19 protein-coding genes and 1 other RNA gene are annotated in these 23,057 nt (G+C 71.8%); 7 read left to right on the top strand and 13 right to left on the bottom strand.

The window, feature by feature from the left end; all coding sequences use genetic code 11:
- Positions 1 to 42: 42 nt before the first annotated feature.
- The gene (locus AC3AOF_RS16775; protein ID WP_488345945.1) at positions 43 to 1,647 is read right to left on the bottom strand and encodes an EAL domain-containing protein; all 1,605 of its coding nucleotides are present in this window, start codon (positions 1,645 to 1,647) and stop codon (positions 43 to 45) included.
- Between the two features lie 197 nt (positions 1,648 to 1,844).
- Here AC3AOF_RS16775 and AC3AOF_RS16770 point away from each other — a divergent pair, with 197 nt between their 5' ends.
- From AC3AOF_RS16770 to AC3AOF_RS16760, 3 genes are all read left to right on the top strand, one after another.
- Positions 1,845 to 2,075 (top strand): heavy-metal-associated domain-containing protein, encoded by a 231-nt coding sequence (locus AC3AOF_RS16770; RefSeq protein WP_236989772.1) that lies wholly within the window; start codon positions 1,845 to 1,847, stop codon positions 2,073 to 2,075.
- A gap of 168 nt (positions 2,076 to 2,243) precedes the next feature.
- Complete coding sequence (locus AC3AOF_RS16765; RefSeq protein WP_488345944.1) at positions 2,244 to 4,082, top strand: sensor histidine kinase; 1,839 nt, start codon at positions 2,244 to 2,246, stop codon at positions 4,080 to 4,082.
- 166 nt (positions 4,083 to 4,248) lie between these two features.
- The gene (locus AC3AOF_RS16760) at positions 4,249 to 5,160 is read left to right on the top strand and encodes a peptidoglycan-binding domain-containing protein (RefSeq protein ID WP_488345943.1); all 912 of its coding nucleotides are present in this window, start codon (positions 4,249 to 4,251) and stop codon (positions 5,158 to 5,160) included.
- 41 nt (positions 5,161 to 5,201) lie between these two features.
- On the opposite strand, the gene AC3AOF_RS16755 is transcribed toward AC3AOF_RS16760, so the two are convergent.
- From AC3AOF_RS16755 to AC3AOF_RS16745, 3 genes are all read right to left on the bottom strand, one after another.
- Positions 5,202 to 6,494: an SAM-dependent methyltransferase gene (locus AC3AOF_RS16755; RefSeq protein WP_236989775.1), complete on the bottom strand. Its 1,293-nt coding sequence runs from the start codon at positions 6,492 to 6,494 to the stop codon at positions 5,202 to 5,204.
- A 165-nt stretch (positions 6,495 to 6,659) separates the two neighbouring features.
- Positions 6,660 to 7,967, bottom strand: a complete 1,308-nt coding sequence (gene purB / locus AC3AOF_RS16750; RefSeq protein ID WP_236989776.1) for an adenylosuccinate lyase — start codon at positions 7,965 to 7,967, stop codon at positions 6,660 to 6,662.
- A gap of 187 nt (positions 7,968 to 8,154) precedes the next feature.
- Positions 8,155 to 10,077 (bottom strand): autotransporter domain-containing protein, encoded by a 1,923-nt coding sequence (locus tag AC3AOF_RS16745; protein WP_488345942.1) that lies wholly within the window; start codon positions 10,075 to 10,077, stop codon positions 8,155 to 8,157.
- 534 nt (positions 10,078 to 10,611) lie between these two features.
- On the opposite strand from AC3AOF_RS16745, the gene AC3AOF_RS16740 reads away from it, so the two are divergent.
- Positions 10,612 to 12,612, top strand: a complete 2,001-nt coding sequence (locus tag AC3AOF_RS16740) for a methyl-accepting chemotaxis protein (RefSeq protein ID WP_488345941.1) — start codon at positions 10,612 to 10,614, stop codon at positions 12,610 to 12,612.
- Between the two features lie 18 nt (positions 12,613 to 12,630).
- On the opposite strand, the gene AC3AOF_RS16735 is transcribed toward AC3AOF_RS16740, so the two are convergent.
- Positions 12,631 to 13,410: a HesA/MoeB/ThiF family protein gene (locus tag AC3AOF_RS16735; RefSeq protein WP_488345940.1), complete on the bottom strand. Its 780-nt coding sequence runs from the start codon at positions 13,408 to 13,410 to the stop codon at positions 12,631 to 12,633.
- A gap of 121 nt (positions 13,411 to 13,531) precedes the next feature.
- Between AC3AOF_RS16735 and dapE the strand changes: the two genes are divergently transcribed.
- Entirely contained in the window at positions 13,532 to 14,719 is a 1,188-nt protein-coding gene (dapE, locus tag AC3AOF_RS16730) for a succinyl-diaminopimelate desuccinylase (RefSeq protein ID WP_488345939.1), read from the top strand.
- Positions 14,720 to 14,772: 53 nt separating this feature from the next.
- Positions 14,773 to 15,342 (top strand): hypothetical protein, encoded by a 570-nt coding sequence (locus tag AC3AOF_RS16725; RefSeq protein WP_488345938.1) that lies wholly within the window; start codon positions 14,773 to 14,775, stop codon positions 15,340 to 15,342.
- Between the two features lie 132 nt (positions 15,343 to 15,474).
- Here the strand turns inward: AC3AOF_RS16725 and AC3AOF_RS16720 are convergent, their stop codons facing one another.
- The 8 genes from AC3AOF_RS16720 to ffs form a co-directional block, all read right to left on the bottom strand.
- Positions 15,475 to 15,999 carry a coiled-coil domain-containing protein gene (locus tag AC3AOF_RS16720; RefSeq protein WP_488345937.1) on the bottom strand — a complete coding sequence of 175 codons (525 nt, stop codon included), beginning with the start codon at positions 15,997 to 15,999 and terminating at the stop codon, positions 15,475 to 15,477.
- Between the two features lie 76 nt (positions 16,000 to 16,075).
- A complete protein-coding gene (truA, locus tag AC3AOF_RS16715) occupies positions 16,076 to 16,828 on the bottom strand; it encodes a tRNA pseudouridine(38-40) synthase TruA (protein ID WP_236989783.1) in 753 nt (250 codons plus the stop codon).
- On the bottom strand, positions 16,828 to 17,760 hold the full coding sequence (gene fmt, locus AC3AOF_RS16710; protein ID WP_488345936.1) for a methionyl-tRNA formyltransferase: 933 nt from the start codon (positions 17,758 to 17,760) through the stop codon (positions 16,828 to 16,830). Before fmt ends, truA begins: the two co-directional genes overlap by 1 nt.
- A gap of 1 nt (position 17,761) precedes the next feature.
- Positions 17,762 to 18,277, bottom strand: coding sequence for a peptide deformylase (gene def, locus AC3AOF_RS16705; protein ID WP_236989785.1), 516 nt, complete (start codon positions 18,275 to 18,277; stop codon positions 17,762 to 17,764).
- A gap of 102 nt (positions 18,278 to 18,379) precedes the next feature.
- Positions 18,380 to 18,985, bottom strand: coding sequence for a recombination mediator RecR (gene recR, locus AC3AOF_RS16700; protein ID WP_488345935.1), 606 nt, complete (start codon positions 18,983 to 18,985; stop codon positions 18,380 to 18,382).
- Between the two features lie 190 nt (positions 18,986 to 19,175).
- Positions 19,176 to 19,496, bottom strand: coding sequence for a YbaB/EbfC family nucleoid-associated protein (locus tag AC3AOF_RS16695; RefSeq protein ID WP_488345934.1), 321 nt, complete (start codon positions 19,494 to 19,496; stop codon positions 19,176 to 19,178).
- Positions 19,497 to 19,562: 66 nt separating this feature from the next.
- Positions 19,563 to 21,542: a DNA polymerase III subunit gamma/tau gene (locus AC3AOF_RS16690; protein WP_488345933.1), complete on the bottom strand. Its 1,980-nt coding sequence runs from the start codon at positions 21,540 to 21,542 to the stop codon at positions 19,563 to 19,565.
- 64 nt (positions 21,543 to 21,606) lie between these two features.
- Positions 21,607 to 21,703: signal recognition particle sRNA small type (gene ffs / locus AC3AOF_RS16685), an RNA gene on the bottom strand.
- A 112-nt stretch (positions 21,704 to 21,815) separates the two neighbouring features.
- Between ffs and AC3AOF_RS16680 the strand changes: the two genes are divergently transcribed.
- Positions 21,816 to 22,805: an alpha/beta fold hydrolase gene (locus AC3AOF_RS16680; RefSeq protein ID WP_488345932.1), complete on the top strand. Its 990-nt coding sequence runs from the start codon at positions 21,816 to 21,818 to the stop codon at positions 22,803 to 22,805.
- Positions 22,806 to 23,057 lie beyond the last annotated feature (252 nt).

Raw genomic sequence — 23,057 nt, 5'->3', positions numbered from 1 at the left:
GCTAGGCCCAACGCGGATGCGCCGCTACCGCTTCGTCAGCCGTCACACCGCTCTTCGCAGCACGTCCCGGAAGGCGCGGCGCACCGGGGGCTGCGGGTCGTCGGCCGGCGGGGTCGGCTCGGGCTCGGGGGCCGGCGGGGCGGGGGGCGAGAGCACCTCGGGCCGCACGATGCGGGGGGGCGAGAACACGGTGCCCTGCGCCAGCGGCAGGTCGAGATCGATCAGGTCAGGCACGTCGGTCTCGCGCTCGACGCCCTCCGCCACCAGCCGGATCCCGGACCGGGCGAGCCCGAGGGCCATCGCCGCGCCGTGCTCGCTCAGCAGCATGTCGACGCCGATCTTGGCGTAGCTCGCCCCGCAGGAGGCCAAAGCCGCGGCGTCGAGGCGCGGATCCGTCACCCGGTCGACCGCCAGCCCGATCCGCTCGCGTAAGGAGCGCAACGCGCTCGCCTGCTCGGCGTCGAGGCTGCGCCAGCTGCGCTGCGGCAGCGCCAGGATCAGCCGGCCGGCCAGTTCAGGGTGCAGGTCGATCAGGCGGCCGACCGCCCGCAGGAAGCCCGGCTCGAACAACGAGCCCGGCGACAGGGCGTAGGCCACCGGCGTCTCGCTGCCGCGGGAGGCGAGGTGCTGGCCGATCGCCGTCACGCGGGCGAGCATCAGCCGGTCGAGCTCGGTGGTGCGCCCATGCCGCTCCAGCACCCGCACGAATTCCGCCGGGGACAGGAGGGCATCGCCGACGCGCAGGCGCGCCAGCGCCTCGTAGAACGCGACCTTGCGCTGCGGCAGGCTGACGATCGGCTGCAGGTGGATCTCGAGGCCGTCGTTCAGGGCGGCGAGGATCTCGGCCTCCGGCCGGGCCTCGATCGCGGGCTCGGGCACGAAGGGCCGGCGCGGTGCCGGGACGGCCTCCCGCGGCAGGATCGGGTCGGAGGCCCAGGGGGCCGACGAAGACGCTGACGAAGGCACCGAGGCGGCAGCCGGCGGCGGGGTGGCGGACTCGGTTGGCCGGGACGGGGCGGCCTGCACGGGTTGGGGGGCCGACGGCGCGGGCGCGAAGGCGGGGGCCGCGCCATAGGAGTGCGGTGATGCCGCCGCCGGCATCGTCGCCGCCCCATAGGGTGGCGCCGACGGATACGGAACCGAGGCGGCCTGAACCGGGGCCGCCTGCATCGGCAGCGGAGCCTGGACGGGGGCTGCCGCAGCGGGCGGAGCCCCGGCGGACGGCCTGGCCTTGAGGAGGCTCAGATCCTCGTCCTGGGTGGCCACCGCCATGGCGAGTTCGCGCACGATGCCGCCGAGCAGGCCGATCTCGGCCGTGACCTCGGACAGGCCGCTCTCCAGGTTCGCCACCGGCGCGGCCGGCGCCTCCCGCTGCTCCAGGGTCAGCAGGCGGCGCGACAATCCGTCGATCTCGCCCGACAGCGTCTCGACCTGGCGGGCGAGGCGGCCGGCGCGGCGCCAGGCCAGCGCGGTGGCCATCCCGCCGAGGGCGGCCGCCGCCAAAGCCGCTCCGGCCACGGCCCCGAGGAGGGGCGCGGACAGGAAGGCGACCGCGAGGCAGATCCCGCTCGCCAGGAGGACGGAGAGGCTGAGGGCAATCCGGCCCACCGACGACCCGCCGGCGCGCCGGCCGGTGATGAGGGCCATCGCGATTCCTCTTACGCGCCGAGGACAGGCCGGGTTCCGCGAAATCCAGCCTGCCCCGGTTGTCGCCGAGGTGCCGAATACTCGCAAGACTCCGCCTCGGGCTGCCCACGGTTTTCGCGGGACCCTTGTCCGGAATGCCGCTCTACCCGAGATGGCTTGCGCGGCCCTGGTGCGCCGCAGCGGAAGGGAGAGTCACGATGACGGATCGGTCCGGCGAGCGGATGGAGCTGTTGATGAAGGTCGAGGGCATGACCTGCCAGGGCTGCGTCGCGGCGGTGACGAAGGCGGTCCAGCGCCTCGACCCGGCGGCGCGGGTGAGCGTGGACCTGGAGGCCGGCCGGGTCGCGATCGTCACCGACGCCCAGGCCCTCGACGTGGCCCAGGCGTTGGGCCGCGCCGGGTACGAGACGGAAGCCATGACCGGGTAGGGGCTGAGGTCGCACCCGCGCAGATGCGACCGGGGCGACGCCACCGGTGGACAAGAATCCCGGCATCGGCGCGCTCTAACGTTCGTTTAAGCCGGCTCTGCGAGGGTTTGGACAGTTCGCAGTGTAGGGGCGCCGGGGCCGCGAGGTCTCCCGCGCTGGCGTGGCGGTGTGCGTATCAACAGTGCCTTTGCGTCCCTGATCGATGCCCGTCTGACGGGCCTCGTCCACGACTCGGTCGCGGGCGACCCGGCCGAGCGGGCCCGCCACGAGCGGTTCCTGATCTCCCGGCTCGCCACCGGCGCCGTGCTGATGGCGATGCTGCCGCCCTATCTCCTCTGGCGCGGCGTCCCGACGCTGGTCGAGGCGGCGGCGGCTTCCTGCCTGGTGCTTCCGGTGGTCGCAGCCCTGCTGCTGGCGCGCACCGGCAACCTCACGCTCGCCCACGGCCTGTCCTCGGCGGCGCTCACCGGGCTCGTGGTCTGCCTGGCGAGCCTCACCGGCGGGCCGACCTCCGCGGCTGCGATCTGGCTGGTGATGATCCCGGTCGAGGCTTTGCTCGCCGGCTCGCACCGCGCCGCCGTGGTGGCGGCCGTCTTCGCGGCTTTGGGGGCTTTGGCCGTGGCGGTGATCGAACCCGCCCCGGGCGTCGGCGTCTTCGCCTGGTCCGCGGCGCTCGCGATGCCGGTCTTCGCCATCACGGCGATCTGCCACGTGCTGGCGCTCTCCGTCGAGCATGTCCGCCGCGAGGGGCGCTGGAGCGACCGGCTGAACGCCGCCTCCCTGCGCGACGCGCTGCTCCTCGACGCCATCGACGACCTCGTGACCTGGCACGACCGCAACGGCAGCGTGCTGCAGGCGAGCCCGGCCGCCCGGTCGCTCGCCGGGACGGTGCCGGATGCGCTGGAAGGCCGCGGCCTGTTCAACCGCGTCCACGTCTCCGACCGGCCGGCCTTCCTGACCGCGCTCAGCGACGCCGCCGGCCAGGCCCAGCCGGTGACGGTGCAGTTCCGCCTGCACGCCGCCGGCGAGGCGGGGGAGGCCGGCCGGGTGATCTGGGCCGAGATGCGGGCCCACCGGGTACCGGGCGCGATGCGGCCGGCCGCCGGCGAGGCCGCCGTGGTCGCGGTGACCCGCGACGTCTCGGATCACAGGCGCCGGGCGGAGGAGCTCGACCAGGCCCGGGCCGCGGCCGAGCGCGCCGACGAGGTCAAGAGCCGCTTCCTCGCCACCGTGAGCCACGAGCTGCGCACACCGCTCAACGCCATCATCGGCTTCTCGGAGATGCTGGAGGCCGAATCGACCCTGGCGCTCGGGCCCGAGCGGCGGCGGGAATATGCCGGCATCATCCATTCCTCCGGCCAGCACCTGCTCGAGGTGGTGAACGGACTCCTCGACATGTCGCGGATCCAGAGCGGCAACTTCGACTACGCGCCCGAGCCGTTCGACCTCGGCGGCCTCGCCCGCGGCGTCTGCGACCTGATGCAGATCCGCGCCGACCAGGGCGGCGTGCGCCTGCGGCGCGAGGTCGCCGCCGACCTGCCGGAGGTCACGGCCGATGCCCGCGCCTGCCGGCAGATGCTGATCAACCTCCTGTCGAACGCCGTGAAGTTCACGCCGCGCGGCGGCGAGGTGGTGCTCTCGGTGCGCCGGGTGTTCGACCGGGTCGAGATGGCGGTGGTCGATACGGGCATCGGCATCGCCGAGGCCGACCTGCCGCGCCTCGGCGACCCGTTCTTCCAGGCCGGGCTCGGGGCCGGCGCGGCCTATGGCCGCCCGCACGAGGGCACGGGCCTGGGGCTCTCGGTGGTGCGCGGCCTCGTCGGCCTGCATCACGGCGAGCTTGCCGTCGAGAGCAGCCCGGCTTGCGGCACGCGGGTCGTCGTCACTCTGCCGCTCGATTGCCGCGGCGGCCGTGCCGTCCCGGGCGCACCGGTGCCGATCCGGACCGGCGCCCTCGTGCGCAGCGTCGTCGACGAGATGCCCCCCACCCTGCGGCTGACGGGCTGACGTGTCCGATTCACCTCCGGCCCTTCCTTCCCTGGTCCGCGCCAAGGGGGGGCGATCGATGGCGGATCGAACGAAGGCGGACCGTTCCGGAACGGATGGTCCGAGAGCAGACGGTATCAAGGCAGACGGCATCAAGGCGGACCAATCGAAGCCGGAAGGAGAGGCGATGTCCGAGGCGCCGGCCCGGAAACCCGTCGAGGCGACAGCCCGGCGACACGATCCCGACCTGGCGCTGACGGCGGAGTCGCGCCCGGCGCCGCGCGCGCGGCCGGCTCCCCGGGCGCCGCGTGCGCCCCGCAGCGCCCCGCGCCCCGCCGGTCCCCTGGACCGCCTGCGGGTCCGGGCCGACCGGCTCATGCGCCACCCGGCCGGCATCGTCGGCGGGCTCCTCGCCCTCGGGGCGGTGGCGGCGGTGGCGGCGAACGCGCTGAGCTTCCAGACCGGGCGCCATCCGGCGCCGCTCTTCGCCAAGGCGCCGTCCCCCGTGCCTGCCGACAAGGCTTCCCCCACCGCCACGGCCCGGGCCGACGCCCCGCGCGCCGCGAGCGATGCGGCGCGCGCTCCGGACGAGACGGGGCCGCGCGCCTCGGGCGAAGCCGCCCCGCGGGCCGGAAAGCCGGACGGGATCGGCGCACTGATCCGGAGCGAGGACCACGCCACCGCCTCGGTCAGTCCGAAGGCGGCATCCGCGAAAGCCGCCAAGCCGGCCCCGGCGAAGGAGGCGTCCGTCAGGGATGCCCCCGCGAAGGAGAAGCCTGCCAGGGAGACGGCGACGAAGGTCGCTGCCGGGAAGAGTCCTCCTGCGCCGGTCCGGGAGGCGCGGGCGGAGGAGGCCGTCAAGGCGTCGGCGCTCCACACCGCACCGGCCCCCGGGGCGAAGCCCGACAAGGCGGTCGCCTACGCGCAGCGCGCCCTGGTCAAGCTCGGCTACGGCCCGCTCTCCGTCGACGGCATCGCCGGCCCGAGCACCCGCGCGGCGATCGCCCGCTTCGAGCGCGAGCGCCGCCTGCCCGGCGCCACCGTGGCCCGCCGGACCCTGCAGGAACTCGAGGCGCGCTCGGGGCTCAAGCCGGAATAGGGGGGAGAGCGGCTCCGCGCGAGCGACTGTCCGGGGCCGTTTCACCCCGTCGCGCGCGTCGGCTTTGCCTCCCATCCTGCCTCCCGTGCAGTCTCTCCCGTCGTCTCCTCCGCCCGCCGCAGCCGCGCCTCGGCATCCGCGATGTAGTCCCGCGTCAGCGGCACCACGTCGTTGCGGCGGGTGAGCTGGAGCTGGAACACGACCGCGTCCTCGTAGCGGAAGGCGGCCTCGGCGCTCGCCAGGTACCATTCCCACATCCGGCAGAATCGCTCGTCGTAGAGCGCAGCGGCTTCCGCCCGATGGGCGAGGAAGCGACTCCGCCAGGCGCTCAGGGTCTCGGCGTAGTGCAGCCGCAACACTTCGGCGTCGGCAAGCATCAGCCCGGCGCGCTCGATCGCCGGCATCATCTCCGACAGGGTCGGCAGGTGGCCGCCGGGGAAGATGTAGCGGGTGATCCACGGATTGGTCGGCCAGGGCACGCCGGTGCGGCCGATCGTGTGCAGGAGCATCACCCCGTCCTCGGCGAGGCGGTCATGCGCGGTGCGGAAGAAGGCGTCATAGTGGGCCGGGCCGACATGCTCGAACATGCCGACCGAGACGATGCGGTCGAAGGTGCCGTGGAGCCTCCGGTAATCCTCGAGGGCGAAGCGCACGCGGGCGGACAGGCCCCGCTCCGCGGCCCGGGCCTGCGCCACCCTGTGCTGCTCGGCCGAGAGGGTGATGCCGCGCACCGACGCGCATCCCGCCACCCCCGCGAGGTAGAGGGCGAGCGCGCCCCAGCCGCAGCCGATATCGAGCACCCGCTGGCCGGGACCGGTCAGGAGCTTCGCCGCGATGTGGCGCATCTTGGCGGTTTGCGCCTCCTCCAGGCTCATCCCGGGCCTCGCGTAATAGGCGCAGGAATAGAGACGGTCGGCATCGAGGAAGAGGGCGTAGAGCCGATCGTCGAGGTCGTAATGGCGTTCGACGTTGCGGCGGGCGCGCAACAAGGTGTTGCGGCCGGCGATGCGGCGACCGAGGCGGCGCAGGGCGGCGAGCGCACGCACCTGCCGCAGGGCCGGCTCGCCGCGGTTGCGCCCGAGCAGCACCGTCATCAGCTCCGGCAGGCTGCCGGATTCGAGCACCAGGCGCCCGTCGGTGTAGAGCTCGCCGAATTTCAGCTCGGGATCGAGGAGCAACTCGCGCGCGGCGGCCGCATCCGTGAACCGGATCGCCGCCGCGGGGCCGTCGCCGTCGCCAGCCCTGAAGCGGCGCCCGCCCGCCGTCGCCACCGTCAGGGTGCCGCTCAGGCCGCTGACGCAGAACGCCGTCTCCAGCAGATGATCGAGGACCACGCCGCCACCTCGCGAGACACGCCGATGCTCCCTCGGTGTAAGAGCTTGTCTCGCGGCATCGCGGCGTCAAGGTCGCCGGATCGGCGTCTTCCGTCCGGCCCGACCTGCACCTTTCGCAGGTCGGCCCTGTGGCCGGGCGCCGCCGCTCGGCGCCCGGCCTTCATCTTACGCCTCGCCGAACACCCGCCGGAAGATCGTGTCGACATGCTTGAGGTGGTAGCCGAGGTCGAAGCACTCGGCGATCGCCTCGGGCTTGAGCGCCGCGGTCACGTCCTTGTCGGCCTGGAGCAGGGTGAGGAAGTCGCCCTCGCCGCGCCAGACCGGCATCGCGTTGCGCTGCACCAGCCGATAGGCGTCCTCCCGCGACACGCCGGCTTGCGTGAGCGCCAGGAGCACCCGCTGCGAGTGGACGAGGCCGCCGAGCCGGTCGAGGTTGCGCTGCATCTGCTCGGGATAGACGAGCAGCTTGTCGACCACGCCGGTGAGGCGGGCGAGCGCGAAATCGAGGGTGACGGTGGCGTCCGGGCCGATCATCCGCTCGACCGAGGAATGCGAGATGTCGCGCTCGTGCCAGAGCGCCACGTTCTCCATCGCCGGGAGAGCATAGGCGCGGACCATGCGGGCGAGGCCGGTCAGGTTCTCGGTGAGCACCGGGTTGCGCTTGTGCGGCATCGCCGAGGAGCCCTTCTGGCCCTCGGAGAAGTATTCTTCGGCTTCCAGCACCTCGGTGCGCTGGAGGTGGCGCACCTCGATCGCCAGCCGCTCGATCGACGAGGCAACGACGCCGAGCACCGCGAAGAACATCGCATGGCGGTCGCGCGGGATGACCTGGGTCGAGACCGGCTCGACCGTCAGGCCCATCTGCGCGGCGACGTACTCTTCCACCCGCGGGTCGATATTGGCGAAGGTGCCGACCGCCCCCGAGATGGCGCAGGTCGCGACCTCGGCCTTCGCGGCGACGAGGCGGGCGCGGGCGCGCTCGAACTCGGCATAGGCCTGGGCGAGCTTGAGCCCGAAGGTCACCGGCTCGGCATGGATGCCGTGCGAGCGGCCGATGGTCGGGGTCAGCTTGTGCTCGAAGGCCCGGCGCTTGAGCGCGGCCAGCAGCCCGTCGATATCGGCGATGAGGAGATCCGCGGCGCGGGCGAGCTGCACGTTGAGGCAGGTATCGAGCACGTCCGACGAGGTCATGCCCTGGTGGACGAAGCGCGCCTCGGGCCCGACGATCTCGGCGAGATGGGTCAGGAACGCGATCACGTCGTGCTTGGTGACGCGCTCGATCTCGTCGATGCGGGCGACGTCGAACACCGCGTCGCGGCCCTTCTCCCACACCGTGGCGGCGGCCTCCTTCGGCACCACGCCGAGTTCGGCGAGCGCGGTCGTGGCATGGGCCTCGATCTCGAACCAGATCCGGAAACGCGTCTCCGGCGACCAGATCGCCGTCATCTCGGGCCGGCTGTAGCGGGGGATCATCGTCGGGGCTCCTGCTCACGGGGCGGGGGGGTGATGCCGCGACGGCTATGGGATGCGGGCCGAGAAGGCAAGGAAGGGGAGGGCGGCGGCCACAGCGCCCTTGGCCTGCGGCCCGGGGCCGGGCCGCGCGGAGTCAGATCGAGGCCAGCCCTTTTCGGGCCCGAAACACGGTTCGCGGGCGGCCCGCTCAGAACCGCAACGTCAACCCGCCATTCACCGCATACCCATCCCCGCCCGTCCGGGCGAAGGTGGTGCCGCCGGTCAAGGTCAGGCTCACCCCCGGCGTCACGTCGGCGGCGAGGCCCGCCTCGACGAGACCGTAGGTGCTCCGCGTCCCACGGCCGAGCGGGGTCAGGATCGGCAGGAGCGGGGTCGAGGTCAGCGAGGTCACCAGCGTGCGGCCGCCGTCCAAAAATTCGTGCTCGGCGGTGACGTTGACGAAGGCGCGCACCGGCAGGCCGACCAGGCTGAACGGCGCGGCGCGGACCTGCAGGCCGGCGCGGCCGACGAGCGAGTCGAGGCCGGTGGTGCCGACCGATTGCGTCAGCACCGGGTCGCCGCGCTCGGTATAGGCGCCGACCCGGGTGGTGGCGTAGGTCAGGCCGACGATCGGGCCGAGGCGGACCGGGCCGACGGTGTCGAACAGGTAGCCGGCCTTCGCCGCCACCGCGACGCTGTCGCCGCCGGTGGCGCCGGTCAGCGGGTCGATCACGCCCGGGCGGGTCACGGAATAGTCGTGGCGGCCATAGGCCAGGACCGCGTCGGCGAAGAGGTTCCGACCCGTGAACGAGCCGTAGGCGGCAAAGCCGTAGCTGTCGACGTCGATCGAGCCGGCGCCGCCGCGCAAATTGGCGTGCGGGTTGGCGTAGTTGAAGGCGAAGCCGAAGCGCACGCCCGGGGTCGGCGTGGCCTCGATCCCGATCGTGCCGCTCGGGCTGTCGTAATCGTAGCCGGTGGCGAAGCCCCGGGTGGCCCTGCCGCCGCCGGCATAGCCCCCCTGGCCCCAGATGATGAGCGGGCTTTCCGGGGCGCCGAGCGGTGCGACGCCGGTGGCAGCGAGTGCGCCCGTCGCCTCGCCGGGACCGGGCGCGAAGAGCCGGTAGGCGTCGAGGCGCTGGAGCAGGGCGCCGGCGAAGCTCGTCGTGCCGATCTGGCCGAGTTCGGCCTGCGCGGCGATGCCGTTCGGCGCCGCCACGGCATTCGCCATGTAGCGCGACAGGACGAGGTAGCCGCCCTCGGTCAGGTGCACGCCGTCGAGGGAGAGGAAGGTGTTCTGCACCGCCTTCGGCGCCGTGATGCAGGCGGCGGCGAGGGCGCAGGGAGCCGTGGCGTTGGTGAAGCCGTAGCGGCCCGGATCGGTGATGATGCGCTGGAAGATCTGGCCGTTGTCGAGGAGGAAGATCCGGGTGCCGGCGGACGCGTACGGCGCGAGGCCGGCCTGCAACCCGTCGAAGTAGCTGCGCGCGAAGAGGTCGCCCGCGGCGGCGTTGCCGGAGGCGGCCACCCGCGGCAGGCCGTTCAGGGTGGTGAAGCCGTTGAACACGATCGTCTGCGCGCCGGCGCCGACGAGTTGGCCGACGCTGCCGACGGCATTCGCCGCCGAGGCCCGGCCGAGGAACGGGGCCTGCGCCGGGGTGAGCCCCGAAAGCGTCGCCGCGATGCCGTCATTGCCGCCGATATTGACGGCGACGAGGTTGCCGGGGCCGAGGCGCTGGCCGCTCGCCAGGAACGCCGCCACTTCCTGGGTCAGGCCCGGCAGCAGGGGCGAGCTGACATTGCCGGTGCCGGTCTGGGCGCCGCCGACGGCGTAGTTGGTCACCGCACCGCTCGGCAGGCCGTAGATCGCCTGGAGTCCGTCGACGAAGTTGGCGCCGTTGGAGTAGCGGCCGTTCACGTAAGGGGCGGGGAGGGGGCGGCCGGTGAGGCGTACGATGTTGCCGGTATCGGCGTAGCTGTCGCCGAAGACCGTGAGCCCGGTCACGCCGGGTCCCGCCATGCCGAACCCTGCCACCCCTTGTGCCGCGGCGCCCTGCACGCCCGCGATCGCCGTGCCGGCGAGCCACGCAGCCGCCCATCCCACCCGGCGCAGGCGCCCGAAACCCTTGCCCATCGTCGTTCCCCCACAACGCCCGCGGCGTTCTTGTTGCACCTGCGGTGACGCCATGGGGCAGGGCGGGGGCAGCCCGGTCAAGCTTTCGAACGGCCACGATACGAAGGCGAAAATGAAACGGGCCGTCCTGTGGCCGCGCGGCGACAGGACGGGCTCTCATGCGGCCGTCGGAACGGATCGTCCGGACAATCGTCCCACGGGTCCGCGATGCGGCGGTGCCGGACTTTCGGGACCGCGCGAGGCGCCGCGCGCCGATCGTATCCCGTATCCGGGTGTGCCGCTCCGGTGCGCGAAAAGCTGAAAAATGAGGCGATTATGCTTCGAGTTGTTTGATGAAGAATCATGCGATATGAAAATTTACCATGGCGCGGACGCGTCGTCGGTTCGCGATATTGTCGGTTTCGCCGCATCATGACGTAAGTTCTTTGACGGGAATAAGGTCAATTATTGCGACAAAATCGGAAATATTTACGGAATTTTTTACAATATGACGCAACGTACGCTTCTAATATTCCCTGGGCGGGCAACCAATCCATGCGACTCCCCCTGCGTGCACGCTTGTTCGGCGGCTTCACGCTCCTGGCGCTCCTGGCAGCCGTGATGGGCGGGTTCGCCTATCGGCAGACCGACAGCCTCGACGACGCGTTCCGGACCAAGGCCCAGCTCGAGCGGGCCGCCCGCGAGCTCTACACGTTGAACGGCATGACCGACCGCTTCCTGGCCCAGAGCCTGAAGTACCGGACGACGCCGACGCCGGAGGCGGCGACCGGGATGCAGTCCAGCCTGTCGGACGTCATGCAGCTCGCCGACGGCCTGATGCAGCGGGCCCTGTCGGAGGAGCGGCGCGCACTCTATGCCGGCCTGCGCGACCAGGCGAACCGTCTCGCCGCGGACCTGCCGAAGCTGATCGCGCTCGGCACCGAGATCCGCGAGAACAAGGCCGGCGTCTACACCTCGGGCGACGACCTGACCAAGGCCTCCGGCGCACTCGTCACCCAGCTGCGGTCCGGCGGCGACGACGACGCGATCCTGGCCCAGGCGGTGGAGATCGAGCGGACGCTGCTGCTGTTCCGGGTCATGAACTGGCGCTTCCTGGCGACCACCGACCCGAAGACCCGCACCCTCTCGGCGGCGAACTTCACCCGGGCCGAGGCGACGATCGCGACGCTGAAGGCGCTGAACCTCACGCCGGCGCAGCGGCGGGACCTCGGCACCGTCGAGGAGGGCCTGCACCGCCTCAATCGCCACATCACGGCGGCCGCCTCGGCGATGCTCGAGAGCGAGGCCCTGTACGAGCAGAGCCTGAAGACCAAGGCGGAGGGGCTCGCCGCCTCGGGCGCGGAGGTGCGCGGCAAGCTCGATGCGGCGCTCCAGGACATGGCCGGCCGCAGCAGCGCCACGATGGCCTCGACGAAGCAGGGGCAGGTCGTTCTCCTGACCCTCATCCTGGCGATCAGCGCCGCCCTGGCCTTCCTGATCGGGCGCAGCATCACCCGTCCGATCGCCGGCATGACCCGGGCGATGAGCCGCCTGGCCGCGGGTGAGACCGACGTCGCGGTCCCGTCGCGGGACGCTACCGACGAGATGGGGGAGATGGCCCGCGCCGTGGAGGTCTTCCGCCGGAACGCGGTCGCGCGCATCGCGCTCGAGGCCGATCAGGCCGCGCAGGCTTCCGCCCGCCAGCGCCGCGCCGACCGGGTCGATACCCTGATCACCGCCTTCCAGCAGCGGGTCGCCGGCTCGCTCGAGATCGTCACCTCGGCCGCTTCCGAACTCGACGCCACCGCCCGCTCGATGACCCAGGTCGCCGACGGCACCAACGCCCAGGCGGTCGCCTCCAGCGCCGCCGCGGAGGAGACCTCGGCCAACGTCCAGACCGTCGCGGCGGCGGCCGAGGAGATGGTGGCCTCTTTGCGCGAGATCGAGCGCCAGGTGGTCCATTCGCGGGAGGTCGCCGGTCACGCCGCGACCGAGGCCGAGGCCACCAACGCCGCCATGGCGAGCCTCGGCACCGCCGCGACCCAGATCGGGGCCGCCGTCACCACGATCTCGGCCATCGCCAGCCAGACCAACCTGCTCGCGCTCAACGCCACGATCGAGGCGGCCCGCGCCGGGGCGGCGGGACGGGGCTTCGCGGTGGTGGCCGCCGAGGTGAAGGAGCTCGCCGGCCAGACGGCGCGGGCGACCGAGGAGATCGGCGGGCAGATCACGGCGATCCAGTCCGCCACCGACCGGGCCAGCACCGCCATCCGGCAGATCGGCGGCACGATCGCGGCGCTCAACGAAATCAGCGGCGCCATCGCCGCCACGGTGGTGGAGCAGACCGCCGCGACGGCGGAGATCTCCCGCAACGCCACGCAAGCCGCCCGCGGCACCCAGGACGTCTCGGCCAGCGTCGCCCGCGTACGCTCGCTGGCGGACGAGACCGGCGGCGCTGCCGCGCAGGTGCTGTCGGCCGCCGCCGACCTGGCGACGCAATCCCTCACCGTCAAGCGGGAGGTCGACGGCTTCCTGGGCGAGATCCGGGCGGCCTGACTTGTCCCGGGGCGGGCCTTACCGGTCCGTCCCGCTCAGCGGGTTCCCCGAATCCCAGGCATAGGACAGGGTCTCGAAGCGCAAGGAGCGCGAATCGACCATCAGCAGGCGGCCGACCAGCGGCTCGCCGAATGCCGCAATCGCGCGGATCACCTCCAGCGCCATCAGCGAGCCCATCAGGCCGGCGAGCGCCCCGAGCACGCCGGCCTCGGCGCAGGTCGGGACCGAGCCGGCCGGCGGCGGGCTCGGAAACAGGCAGCGATAGGTCGGGTTCGGCGTGCCGTCCGCCCCGGTCTCGTGGGCGCGGATCGTGGTGAGCGAGCCGTCGAACTGGCCGAGCGCCGCTGTCACCAGCGGCCGGCGGGCGCGGTAGCAGGCATCCGAGACGGCGTAGCGGGTGGCAAAGTTGTCCGAGCCGTCGGCGACGAGGTCATAAGTCCCGATCAGGTCTTCGGCGTTGTCCGGCGTCAGCCGGGTCGCGTGGGTCTCGATCCGGACGTGCGGGTTGAGCCGGGCGACGGCTTGCGCCGCGCTCTCGACCTTCAATCGTCCGATGTCGGGCGTGCCGTGGATCACCTGGCGCTGGAGGTTCGAGAGCGAGACCGTGTCGTCGTCGACGATGCCGATCGTGCCGATTCCAGCCGCCGCCAGGTACTGGATCAGCGGCGCCCCGAGACCGCCGGCGCCGATCACCAGCACGCGGGCCGCCTTGAGGCGGACCTGGCCGGGGCCGCCGACCTCCCGCAGCACGATGTGGCGGGCGTAGCGTTCGATCTCGTCGGGGCTGAGTGCGCTCATCCGGGACGATTTAAGCGAGCGGCGGTGCGCGGGGAAGGCCCTCGACGGCGGCGGTTCTCATCCGCGGCGTTCGGCGCTAGGGCTCCCGGTACTGCGTAGGCCCTCGAACCACCGGCTGCCCGTGACCGATTCCCATTCCCCCCTCAGCCTGGCCCAGGGGCTGATCCGCTGTCCCTCCGTGACGCCCCACGAGGGCGGGGCGCTCGCCTATCTCGCCGGGATTCTGACGGCGGCCGGCTTCGCGGTGGAGCGTCCGGTCTTCTCGGACACCGGCACGCCGGACATCGAGAACCTGTACGCCCGCATCGGCGAGGGGCCGTGCCTGCTGTTTGCCGGCCATACCGACGTGGTGCCGCCGGGCGATGCCGTGGCCTGGCGCCACGACCCGTTCGGCGCCGTGATCGAGGGCGGGGAGCTGTTCGGCCGCGGCGCCGTCGACATGAAGGGCGGCATCGCCTGCATGCTGGCGGCGGTCCTGGCCTTCCTCGACCGGCGCGGGCCGGATTTCGGCGGCGCCATCGCCTTCCTGATCACCGGCGACGAGGAGGGCCCGGCGGTGAACGGCACCGTCAAGCTCCTCGACTGGGCCCGGGCGAAGGGCGAACGGTTCAGCCATTGCCTGCTCGGCGAGCCCACGAACCCCGATACCCTCGGCGAGATGATCAAGATCGGCCGGCGCGGCTCGCTCACCGGCGACCTCGTCGTGCACGGCGTCCAGGGCCACGTCGCCTATCCGCACCGGGCCGAGAACCCGATCCCCGGCCTGCTGCGCCTGGCGCAGGGGCTGCTCGCCGAGCCGCTCGACGCCGGAACGCTTCATTTCGACGCCTCGAACCTCGAATTCACCACGATGGATGTCGGCAACCCGGCGACCAACGTGATCCCGGCCGAGGCGCGGGCGACCTTCAACATCCGCTTCAACGACCTCTGGACCCCCGAGACCCTGGCCGCCGAGCTGGAAAACCGCCTCGCCGCAGCCGCCGGCAATCGTGTGCGCTACAGCCTCGACCTGCGCCCGACCAATTCCGTCGCCTTCCTGACGAAGCCCGACGCCTTCGTGGAGCAGGTCGCGGATGCGATCGAGGCCGAGACCGGCCTCCGGCCGGCGCTGTCCACCACCGGCGGCACCTCGGATGCCCGCTTCATCAAGGATGCCTGCCCGGTGATCGAGTTCGGCCTCGTCGGGCAGACGATGCATCAGATCGACGAGCGGGTGGCGGTGGCGGACCTCGACCGGCTGGCGGCGATCGTCGGCCGGGTGCTGGACGCGTATTTCCCCGAGGCCGCTGCGACGCAGCGTCAGGCTTGACCGTCATTAGACGAAAGTTGAACCTGGCGGCCTCGATGTTCGGGAGGCCGCCGATGTTCGTGAGCGCTGACGAGGTGACCCGGTCCTTGCGCGGCACCGCCGGGCTGATCGGCCGGCGGCCCGACGCGCTGCGCCATTTCGACGTGAGCGAGCGCGGGTTCTGGCGCTCCTTCGGCGCGGTCTGGCTCACGGCGCCCACGGTGACGGTGGCCCTGTTCCTGGAGCGCGGGACCGGCACGGCGCCGTTCCAGCTCGACCACGTCACGGTGGCGCTGATCGCCGGGCTGGCGGCGGCATTCTTGGCCGTGCCCCTGCTGATGATCGCGCTCCTGCGCCGCCTCGGCCGGACCCGGGCCTACGTGCCGTTCGTGGTCGTGACCAACTGGCTCCTGGCGGCGGGCCTCGTCGCCCTGGCGCTGCCCGGTGGCCTGCTGCTTCTGGGCCTTGCGACGCCGGGCCTCGCGGCGCTGGAGGCCGGTGCCTTCGCGGTGGTGATGCTGTGGCTGCACGGCCGCGCCTCAAGGGCGATCCTCGGCCTGCCGGGGCCGGCGGCGGCCCTGGTCACGCTCGCCTGTTTCGGGCTGATCCTCGCCTTTGCGGGTGCGGCGCATGCGCTGGTGTGAGCGGGCGTCTGGTCGTCCCGGGAACCCTCATACGACTTCCGATTGATCGCTTCGCGATGCGGAAGTCGGCTTCGCTCAAGCGCCGCGCGGGCTGGTGATACGAAATCCGGAAGGGATCTTCCGGATTTCGTATCAATGGCCGGCGGGCGGCATGTAGCGGAAGGCCGCGATCATGATGCCGATGCCGGCGGCGACCAGGGCGCCGAGCTTCACGGTCATCCGCTGTTCGAGGAGCTTCATCTCGGCCTGGGCACTCGCCGAGTTGAGATCCATGCGGTGGGATAGGTCTGTGACCTTGTGGGAAAGATCCGTGATTTTCGCGTCCAGGCGACTTTCGGTTTCCCGCAAATCTGTCTTCAGCGCAGATATGTCTTCCCGCATTTCAGTCCGAAGGGCAGATATGTCTTCCCGCACTTCGGTCCGCAGGGCAGATGTGTCTTCTCGCACTTCAGTCCGCAGCGCAGCCACGGTCTCCCGGACGTCTGCCTTCAGCGCGACCTCGGTCTCCCGCAAATCGGCCTTGGTCGCGAGCGAAGCCAGATCCGACTCGCGCCCGTCCCTCAGCGCACCCGTGATCGCTTCAGCCTGATCCTCCGACAGGCCGGATGCCTTGAGGCGGCGGACCATGGCATAGGTATCGAAGGCGATGGCGGTCATGGTCGGTGGTCCGGCTCCGGCATCGCCGACGATGTCAGAAACGCCCGAGACCGACAAGCGTCTCACTGACCCAAGGTCAGGCCAGCTCCGCCGGATAATCCACCCCGATCAGCGTCAGCCCGCCCGAGGGCGCGAGCGGCCCGCAGCGGGTGCGGTCGCGGGAATCGAGCACGTCGCGCACGCCCTGCGGGGTGAGCCGGCCGCCGCCGGCGAGCATCAGGGTGCCGACCATGCCGCGGACCTGATGGTGCAGGAACGAGCGCGCCGCGGTGACGACCACGATCTCCTCGCCCTCCCGCGCCACGTCGAGGCGGTCGAGGGTGCGGACCGGGCTGTTGGCCTGGCACTCCGCCGCCCGGAAGGCCGAGAAATCGTGCCGGCCGAGCATCAGCTGCGCCGCCTCGTGCATCGGCCCGGCATCGAGCGCCCAGGGGACGTGCCAGACGAAGCCGCGGGTCAGCGCAGGCGGGGAGCGGCGGTTGAGGATGCGGTAGCGGTAATGGCGCTTGATCGCCGAGTGGCGGGCGTCGAAATCCGGGCCCACCTCGACGGCCGAGATCACCGCCACCGGCTCGGGCCGCAGATGGGCATTGGCGGCATCGCGCACGGTGTCGGTGCGCCACGGCTTGTCGAGGTCGAGATGGACGACCTGATGCGTCGCGTGGACCCCGGCATCGGTGCGCCCGGCGCAGTGGACCCGCACCGGGCCGCCGACGAAGCGGGCGATCGCCTCTTCCAGCGCCTGCTGCACCGAGCGGTCGGCGGCCTGGCGCTGCCAGCCGGCGAAGGCGGTGCCGTCATACTCGACGACGAGCTTGTAGCGGGGCATCAGGCGAGGCGGGCGCCCGGCACGAGTTGCCGGCCGCGGGCGAAGTCCGCGAACGCCATCGCGCCCTTGCCGGCGGGCTGCACGGTGACGATGCGTAAACAGCCCTCGCCGCAGGCGACCGTGCCGGCGGTATCCAACAGGGTGCCGGGCTCCCCCGAGCCTTCCGCAAGGCGGGCCCGCAGCACCTTCACCCGCTCCGTCCCGCGGCCGAGATCGGCCATCAGGTAGGCGCCCGGGAACGGCGACAGGCCGCGCACCCGGTCGTGGAGGGTCTGGGCGGCTTGCGACCAGTCGAGCCGCGCCTCCTCGTTGGTGATCTTGTGGGCGTAGACGACGCCCTCCGCGCTCTGCGCCCGGAATTGCAGGTTGCCGCGCTCCAGCGCGCCGAGCGCCCGCGCCATCAGGTCCGCGCCGAGCGGCATCAGCCGGTCGTGAAGCTCGCCGGAGGTCATGTCGGGGGTAATCCCCATCCGCTCGACCATGCCGACCGGGCCGGTATCGAGGCCCGGCTCCATCCGCATCACCGCGACGCCGGTCTCCGTGTCGCCCGCCATCACGGCGCGCTGGATCGGCGCGGCGCCGCGCCAGCGCGGCAGCAGCGAGGCATGCAGGTTGAGGCAGCCGAGGGACGGCGCGTCGAGGATCGCCGGCGGCAGGATCATCCCGTAGGCGACCACCACCGCGACGTCGGCCTCGTGAGACCGGAAGGTCTCGGCGGCCTCCTCGGTGCGCAAGCTCGTCGGGGTCAGGACGGGAAGCCCGAATTTTTCCGCCAGCGCCTGGACCGGCGAGGGGCGCAGGGCCATGCCGCGACCCGCCGGCGCGGGCGCGCGGGTATAGACCGCCACGACCTCGTGGCCGCCGCCGACGATCTCGGCCAGGGTCGGCACCGCGAAATCCGGGGTGCCCATGAACACGACCTTGAGCGGCATCCTACGCGGCTTCGCGCTTGGCCGCCTTGGCGAACTTCTTCATCACCCGGTCGCGCTTGAGCTTCGACAGGTGGTCGATGAACAGGACGCCGTTGAGGTGATCGATCTCGTGCTGGAGGCAGGTGGCGAGCAGCCCATCGGCCTCCTGCTCCACGGTCTCGCCGTCGAGGGTGCGGAACCGCACCCGCACGCGGTCGGGCCGGATCACCTCGGCATAGTAATCGGGGATCGACAGGCAGCCCTCCTCGTAGGGACGGGTCTCCTGCGAGGTCCAGACGATCTCGGGATCGAGCAGGACGAGGGGCTTGCGCTCGTCCTTCTCCTTCGAGGTGTCGATGGTGACGATGCGCACCGGCTCGCCGATCTGGATGCCGGCGAGACCGACGCCGGGAGCGTCGTACATCGTCTCCAGCATGTCCTCCGCGAGCTTCCGCACGTCGCCGGTGATCGTACCGACCGGGACCGAGATCTCGCGCAGGCGCGCGTCCGGCAGGATGACGAGGGGACGGATGCTCATTCGGGCGCCAGCAGGATCGGGGGACGGGGCGCCGCGGGAGCGCCATCTAAGTTTCCGGGAGATAAGGATTCGTGTCCCCGGGGTCAAACCCGATATCGAACGCTAGAACGCGGTGCGCTGGCGGATCGCCGCCGACAGCGTCCCCTCGTCGAGGTAGTCGAGCTCGCCGCCGACCGGCACGCCGTGGGCGAGCCGCGTCACCTTGATCGACAGGTGGGTCAGGAGCTCGGTGACGTAGTGGGCGGTGGTCTGGCCGTCGACGGTGGCGTTGAGGGCCAGGATCACCTCGCGCATCTCAGGTTGGCTCACCCGCTCGACCAGGCGGCTCAGGTTCAGGTTCTCCGGCCGCACCCCGTCCAGCGCCGAGAGCACGCCGCCGAGCACGTGGTAGCGCGCCGTCACGGCGCCCGAGCGCTCCAGCGCCCACAGGTCCGACACGTCCTCGACCACCACCAGCATCGAGGGGTCGCGGCTCTGGTCGCGGCAGATCGTGCAGGGATCCTGCGTGTCGACATTGCCGCATTCGTGGCAGACCACGATCCGGTCGGAGGCGACCTTCATGGCATCGGCGAGGGGCGCCAGCAGCGTCTCGCGCTTCTTGATCAGCTGGAGGGCGGCCCGGCGGGCCGAGCGCGGTCCCAGGCCCGGCATGCGGGCCAGGAGCTGGATCAGCCGTTCGATCTCCGGACCCGCGACGGCCTGGGGCATGGGGTGTGGGACCTTCGTGGTGTGCGGTGCGCAGGACGCGGAGGCACGGACCTTCCCCTCTCCCCGCAACGAAGTCGGGCCTGCCCGACTTCGTCCGTCGCTTGCAGATCCCGGGCAAGCCCGGGATCTGTCGGGGAGAGGGGAATGCGCACGATCCGGCGTGCGAAACTCCGGGTCGACCAGAAAAAAGCTAGAACGGCAGCTTCATGCCCGGCGGCAGCGGCAGGCCCTTGGTCAGTTCCTGCATCCGCTCCTGGGCGGCCCGCTCGGCCTTGGCCTTGGCGTCGTTGAGTGCCGCGACGATCAGGTCCTCGAGGATCTCCTTCTCGTCCGGCACCAGCAGCGACGCGTCGAGGCTGAGCCCCTTCACGTCGCCCTTCGCGGTCATCGTCACCGAGACCGAGCCGCCGCCGGAGGCGCCCGAGACCAGCACGCCGTCGAGTTCGGTCTGAAGGTCGGCCGCCTTCTGCTGCATGGTCTGGACCTGCTTCATCAGTCCCATGATGTCCATGGCGGCGTCCTCGCGGTGTGAGTGAGACAATCGTCAGGCGGATGTGGGGTGCCGGCGGGCCGTCGACTATAGATCCGGATCGTCGGAATCCGAGGGTGCCGCGTCGCCGGGATCGGGCGGATCGGGCGCCTTGTCGCGCACGTCGACGATCTGGGCGCCCGGAAAATTCTTCAGGACCGCCTGCACCAGCGGATGGCTCGCCGCGCCCTGGTGGCGGCTCTTGACCGCGGCCTTGGCCTGGGCGTCGAGCGTCGCCTCGCCGGTCTCCTGCGACAGGGCCACCACCCAGCGTCGGCCGGTCCAGGCATGGAGCGCGTTGGCGAGGTCGGTGGCGAGCGTCGCCCGCCCGCCCTCGGCGAGGCGGAGTTCGATCCGGCCGTCCTCGAACCGGACGAGGTGGGCGTCGCGTTCCAGCGCCATCTTGAGGCCGATGTCGCGGCGCTCGTCGGCGAGCGCCACCACGTCCTCGAACCGGCGCAGGCGCGGGCCGGTCTCGGGCTTCGACGCTGCGGCGGCCTGCGGGGCAGGCTGGGGAGCCGGCGCCGACGGCACCAGGGTCGGGCGCGGCATCGCCGGGGAAGGGGCCGGTCCACGGGCCTGGGCGGCGGCGGGCGGCATCTCAGCGCGCGCCTCCGGCAGGTCGCGCAGGGCCGGCGCTGCGCCGCTCACGGCCCGCATCGCGGTGACCGGTGCAGGCGCCGCCTGCACCGCGGGAGCCGCCGCCCGGGCGGGCGGGCTCGCCACCGCGGAGGCGCCGGACGGGGCGGCGTTCGGCGCCCGGGCCGGCAGGGCGAGGCTGCCGCCCTCGCGAACCTGGCGCAGGGCCTCGTCCGGCGTCGGCAGGTCGGCGGCGTAGATCAGGCGGACGAGCGCCATCTCGGCTGCCGCCAGCGGCCGGGTCGCGGCCTGGACCTCGGGGATCGCCTTGAGCAGGATCTGCCAGGCGCGGGACAGGGCCCGCACCGACAGCCGGTCGGCGAAATCTCCGCCGCGCACCCGCTCGACCTCGCTGAGGGAGGTGTCGCTGCGGGCCGAATCGGGCGCGAGCTTCAGCCGCGTGACGAGATGGGTGAACTCGGCGAGATCCGAGAGCACCACCGCCGGATCGGCGCCGGATTCGTGCTGCGCCCGCAGCTCCGAAAAGGTGGCCGGCACGTCGCCGCGCATCGCCGCCTCGAACAGGTCGACGACCCGGGCGCGGTCGGCGAGGCCAAGCATGTCGCGCACCGTCTCGGCGGTGACGTGGCCGGCGCCGTGGGCGATCGCCTGGTCGAGGAGCGAGAGCGAATCGCGCACCGAACCCTCGGCGGCGCGCGCGATGGCGGCGAGCGCCTCGGCCTCGGCCGAGACGCCCTCCGCGTCGCAGATCTTCTGGAGATGGGCGATGAGGATGCCTGCCTCGACCCGGCGCAGGTCGAATCGCTGGCAGCGCGACAGGATGGTGACCGGAACCTTGCGGATCTCGGTGGTGGCGAAGACGAACTTCGCGTGCGGCGGCGGTTCCTCCAGCGTCTTCAGGAAGGCGTTGAACGCCTTCTCGGACAGCATGTGGACCTCGTCGACGATGTAGACCTTGTAGCGCGCCGAGACCGGCGAGTACCGGATGCCGTCGATGATCTGGCGGACGTCGTCGATGCCGGTATGCGAGGCGGCATCCATCTCCAGCACGTCGATGTGCCGGGATTCCATGATGGCGGCGCAGTGCAGGCCGAGCGCGGGCAGCCGGATCGTCGGCCCGGCATTCGGATCGTCGGGGAGCGCGTAGTTGAGGCCGCGGGCGAGGATGCGGGCGGTGGTGGTCTTGCCGACGCCGCGCACGCCGGTCAGCATCCAGGCCTGCGGGATGCGGCCGGCCTCGAAGGCGTTCGCCAGGGTCCGCACCATGGCGCCCTGGCCGATCAGGTCGTCGAAATCCTTCGGGCGGTACTTGCGCGCCAGGACCCGGTAGGCGGGGGCCGGCTGCCGGCTGGGCTGCTGGTTCGGGACCGCACCGAACCCGGGGAGACCCGGCTCGTCGATCGAGGGCGTGCCGGAGGTCTCGTCCATGCGCTCGCAGGGTCGTGAGGCAGGCCCCCGGAGCGGGGGCGCACGCGCTCCTGAAAGGGAAAAGGGTGGGAGGCTGGACGAAAACCCGCTCGGTCTCGTTAGGGCTGCTTCCTTCCGGACCTGACCCGGTTGGCGAGTGAAACGTCCCTCGCCAACCTCCCGAGGCCTATATGGCGGGACCGGTCCCGAAACGCAAGCGCGGGTCAGGCCCCGCGCATGACTCTGCGCGGGCGGCGCGTTGTAAGAGCCTCCCCGTCACCGGAGACCCGCCCCATGCGTCTGCCGCTCCTCGCCCTCCTGCTCCTCTCCACGACCGCCGCCGTGGCCGCCCCCTCCTACGGGCCGGAGCTCGAAGGGTTCGACTATCCCTACCCGGTCAGGCGCCACGCCTTCGCGTCGCAGGGCCAGGAGCTGTCGATGGCCTACATGGACATCACGCCGGAGCGTCCGAACGGCCGCACCGTGGTGCTGCTCCACGGCAAGAACTTCTGCGCCGCGACCTGGGGCGACACCGCCTCCGTGCTGGCGCGGGCCGGCTACCGGGTGCTCGCCCTCGACCAGGTCGGATTCTGCAAGTCGACGAAGCCCGCCGGCTACCAGTTCAGTTTCAGCCAACTCGCCACCAACACGCACGAACTCCTCGCGGCTTTGGGCATTGAGCGGGCGACCATCGTCGGGCATTCGATGGGCGGCATGCTGGCGGCCCGCTACGCCCTGATGTTCCCGGACGCGGTCGATCGACTGGTGATGGTCGATCCCCTCGGGCTCGAGGACTGGCAGGCCAAGGGCGTGCCCTACCAGACGATCGACGCGGCCTATGCCGCCGAGCGCAAGACCGGTGCGGCCGGCATCAAGGCCTACCAGCTCAAGTTCTACTACAATGGCCAGTGGAAGCCGGCCTACGACCGCTGGGTCGACATGCAGGCCGGCCTCTATGCCGGTCCCGGCGCCGAGCGCGTGGCCTGGAACCAGGCCCAGACCTCGGACATGGTGTTCACCCAGCCGGTGGTGCACGAGTTCGACCGGCTGCGCGTGCCGACCGTGCTGATGGTCGGGACCAAGGACCGCACCGCCCCGGGCGCCAACCGCGCCGCGCCGGCCCTGGCCGAGACGCTCGGGCGCTACGATAAGCTCGGGCCGGAGGTCGCGGCGCGGATCGAGGGGGCGCGGCTGGTGACGTTCGAGGGCCTGGGCCACGCGCCGCAGGTCGAGGCGCCGGACCTGTTCCATGAGACGCTGCTGCGGGAATTGGCTGCGCGGTGAGGTGGTCTCTCGCCTTGCCCATGCGAGGCTGTTTTCGGGGAAGATGAGGCGCAGGTTCTCTCCTCTCCCGCCCGAGCAGGGCTGTTTGGGGAAATCTTCGAGACAAGAACAGCGCGGGTTTCTCTCTCCCCCCTGCGCAGGGCTGTCCGGGGAAAGATAAAGCGCGGTTTTTCTCCTCTCCCCGCGGGCGGGGAGAGGGCCGTGCCGCCGTTCAGGAGGCACGGCGAGCCCGAAGGGCGAGGGTGAGGGGGT

This window comes from Methylobacterium sp. 142-1Y (assembly GCF_057747795.1).
This window is presented reverse-complemented; position numbering and strand designations above follow the sequence as displayed.

Excerpts from the sequence above, each read along its gene's own strand:
- AC3AOF_RS16775 (WP_488345945.1), bottom strand. The coding sequence starts at position 1,647 with ATGGCCCTCATCACCGGCCGGCGCGCCGGCGGGTCGTCGGTGGGCCGG.
- AC3AOF_RS16770 (WP_236989772.1), top strand. The coding sequence starts at position 1,845 with ATGACGGATCGGTCCGGCGAGCGGATGGAGCTGTTGATGAAGGTCGAG.
- AC3AOF_RS16760 (WP_488345943.1), top strand. The coding sequence starts at position 4,249 with ATGTCCGAGGCGCCGGCCCGGAAACCCGTCGAGGCGACAGCCCGGCGA.
- purB (WP_236989776.1), bottom strand. The coding sequence starts at position 7,967 with ATGATCCCCCGCTACAGCCGGCCCGAGATGACGGCGATCTGGTCGCCG.
- AC3AOF_RS16745 (WP_488345942.1), bottom strand. The coding sequence starts at position 10,077 with ATGGGCAAGGGTTTCGGGCGCCTGCGCCGGGTGGGATGGGCGGCTGCG.
- AC3AOF_RS16740 (WP_488345941.1), top strand. The coding sequence starts at position 10,612 with ATGCGACTCCCCCTGCGTGCACGCTTGTTCGGCGGCTTCACGCTCCTG.
- AC3AOF_RS16735 (WP_488345940.1), bottom strand. The coding sequence starts at position 13,410 with ATGAGCGCACTCAGCCCCGACGAGATCGAACGCTACGCCCGCCACATC.
- AC3AOF_RS16725 (WP_488345938.1), top strand. The coding sequence starts at position 14,773 with ATGTTCGTGAGCGCTGACGAGGTGACCCGGTCCTTGCGCGGCACCGCC.
- AC3AOF_RS16720 (WP_488345937.1), bottom strand. The coding sequence starts at position 15,999 with ATGACCGCCATCGCCTTCGATACCTATGCCATGGTCCGCCGCCTCAAG.
- truA (WP_236989783.1), bottom strand. The coding sequence starts at position 16,828 with ATGCCCCGCTACAAGCTCGTCGTCGAGTATGACGGCACCGCCTTCGCC.
- fmt (WP_488345936.1), bottom strand. The coding sequence starts at position 17,760 with ATGCCGCTCAAGGTCGTGTTCATGGGCACCCCGGATTTCGCGGTGCCG.
- def (WP_236989785.1), bottom strand. The coding sequence starts at position 18,277 with ATGAGCATCCGTCCCCTCGTCATCCTGCCGGACGCGCGCCTGCGCGAG.
- recR (WP_488345935.1), bottom strand. The coding sequence starts at position 18,985 with ATGCCCCAGGCCGTCGCGGGTCCGGAGATCGAACGGCTGATCCAGCTC.
- AC3AOF_RS16695 (WP_488345934.1), bottom strand. The coding sequence starts at position 19,496 with ATGGACATCATGGGACTGATGAAGCAGGTCCAGACCATGCAGCAGAAG.
- AC3AOF_RS16690 (WP_488345933.1), bottom strand. The coding sequence starts at position 21,542 with ATGGACGAGACCTCCGGCACGCCCTCGATCGACGAGCCGGGTCTCCCC.
- AC3AOF_RS16680 (WP_488345932.1), top strand. The coding sequence starts at position 21,816 with ATGCGTCTGCCGCTCCTCGCCCTCCTGCTCCTCTCCACGACCGCCGCC.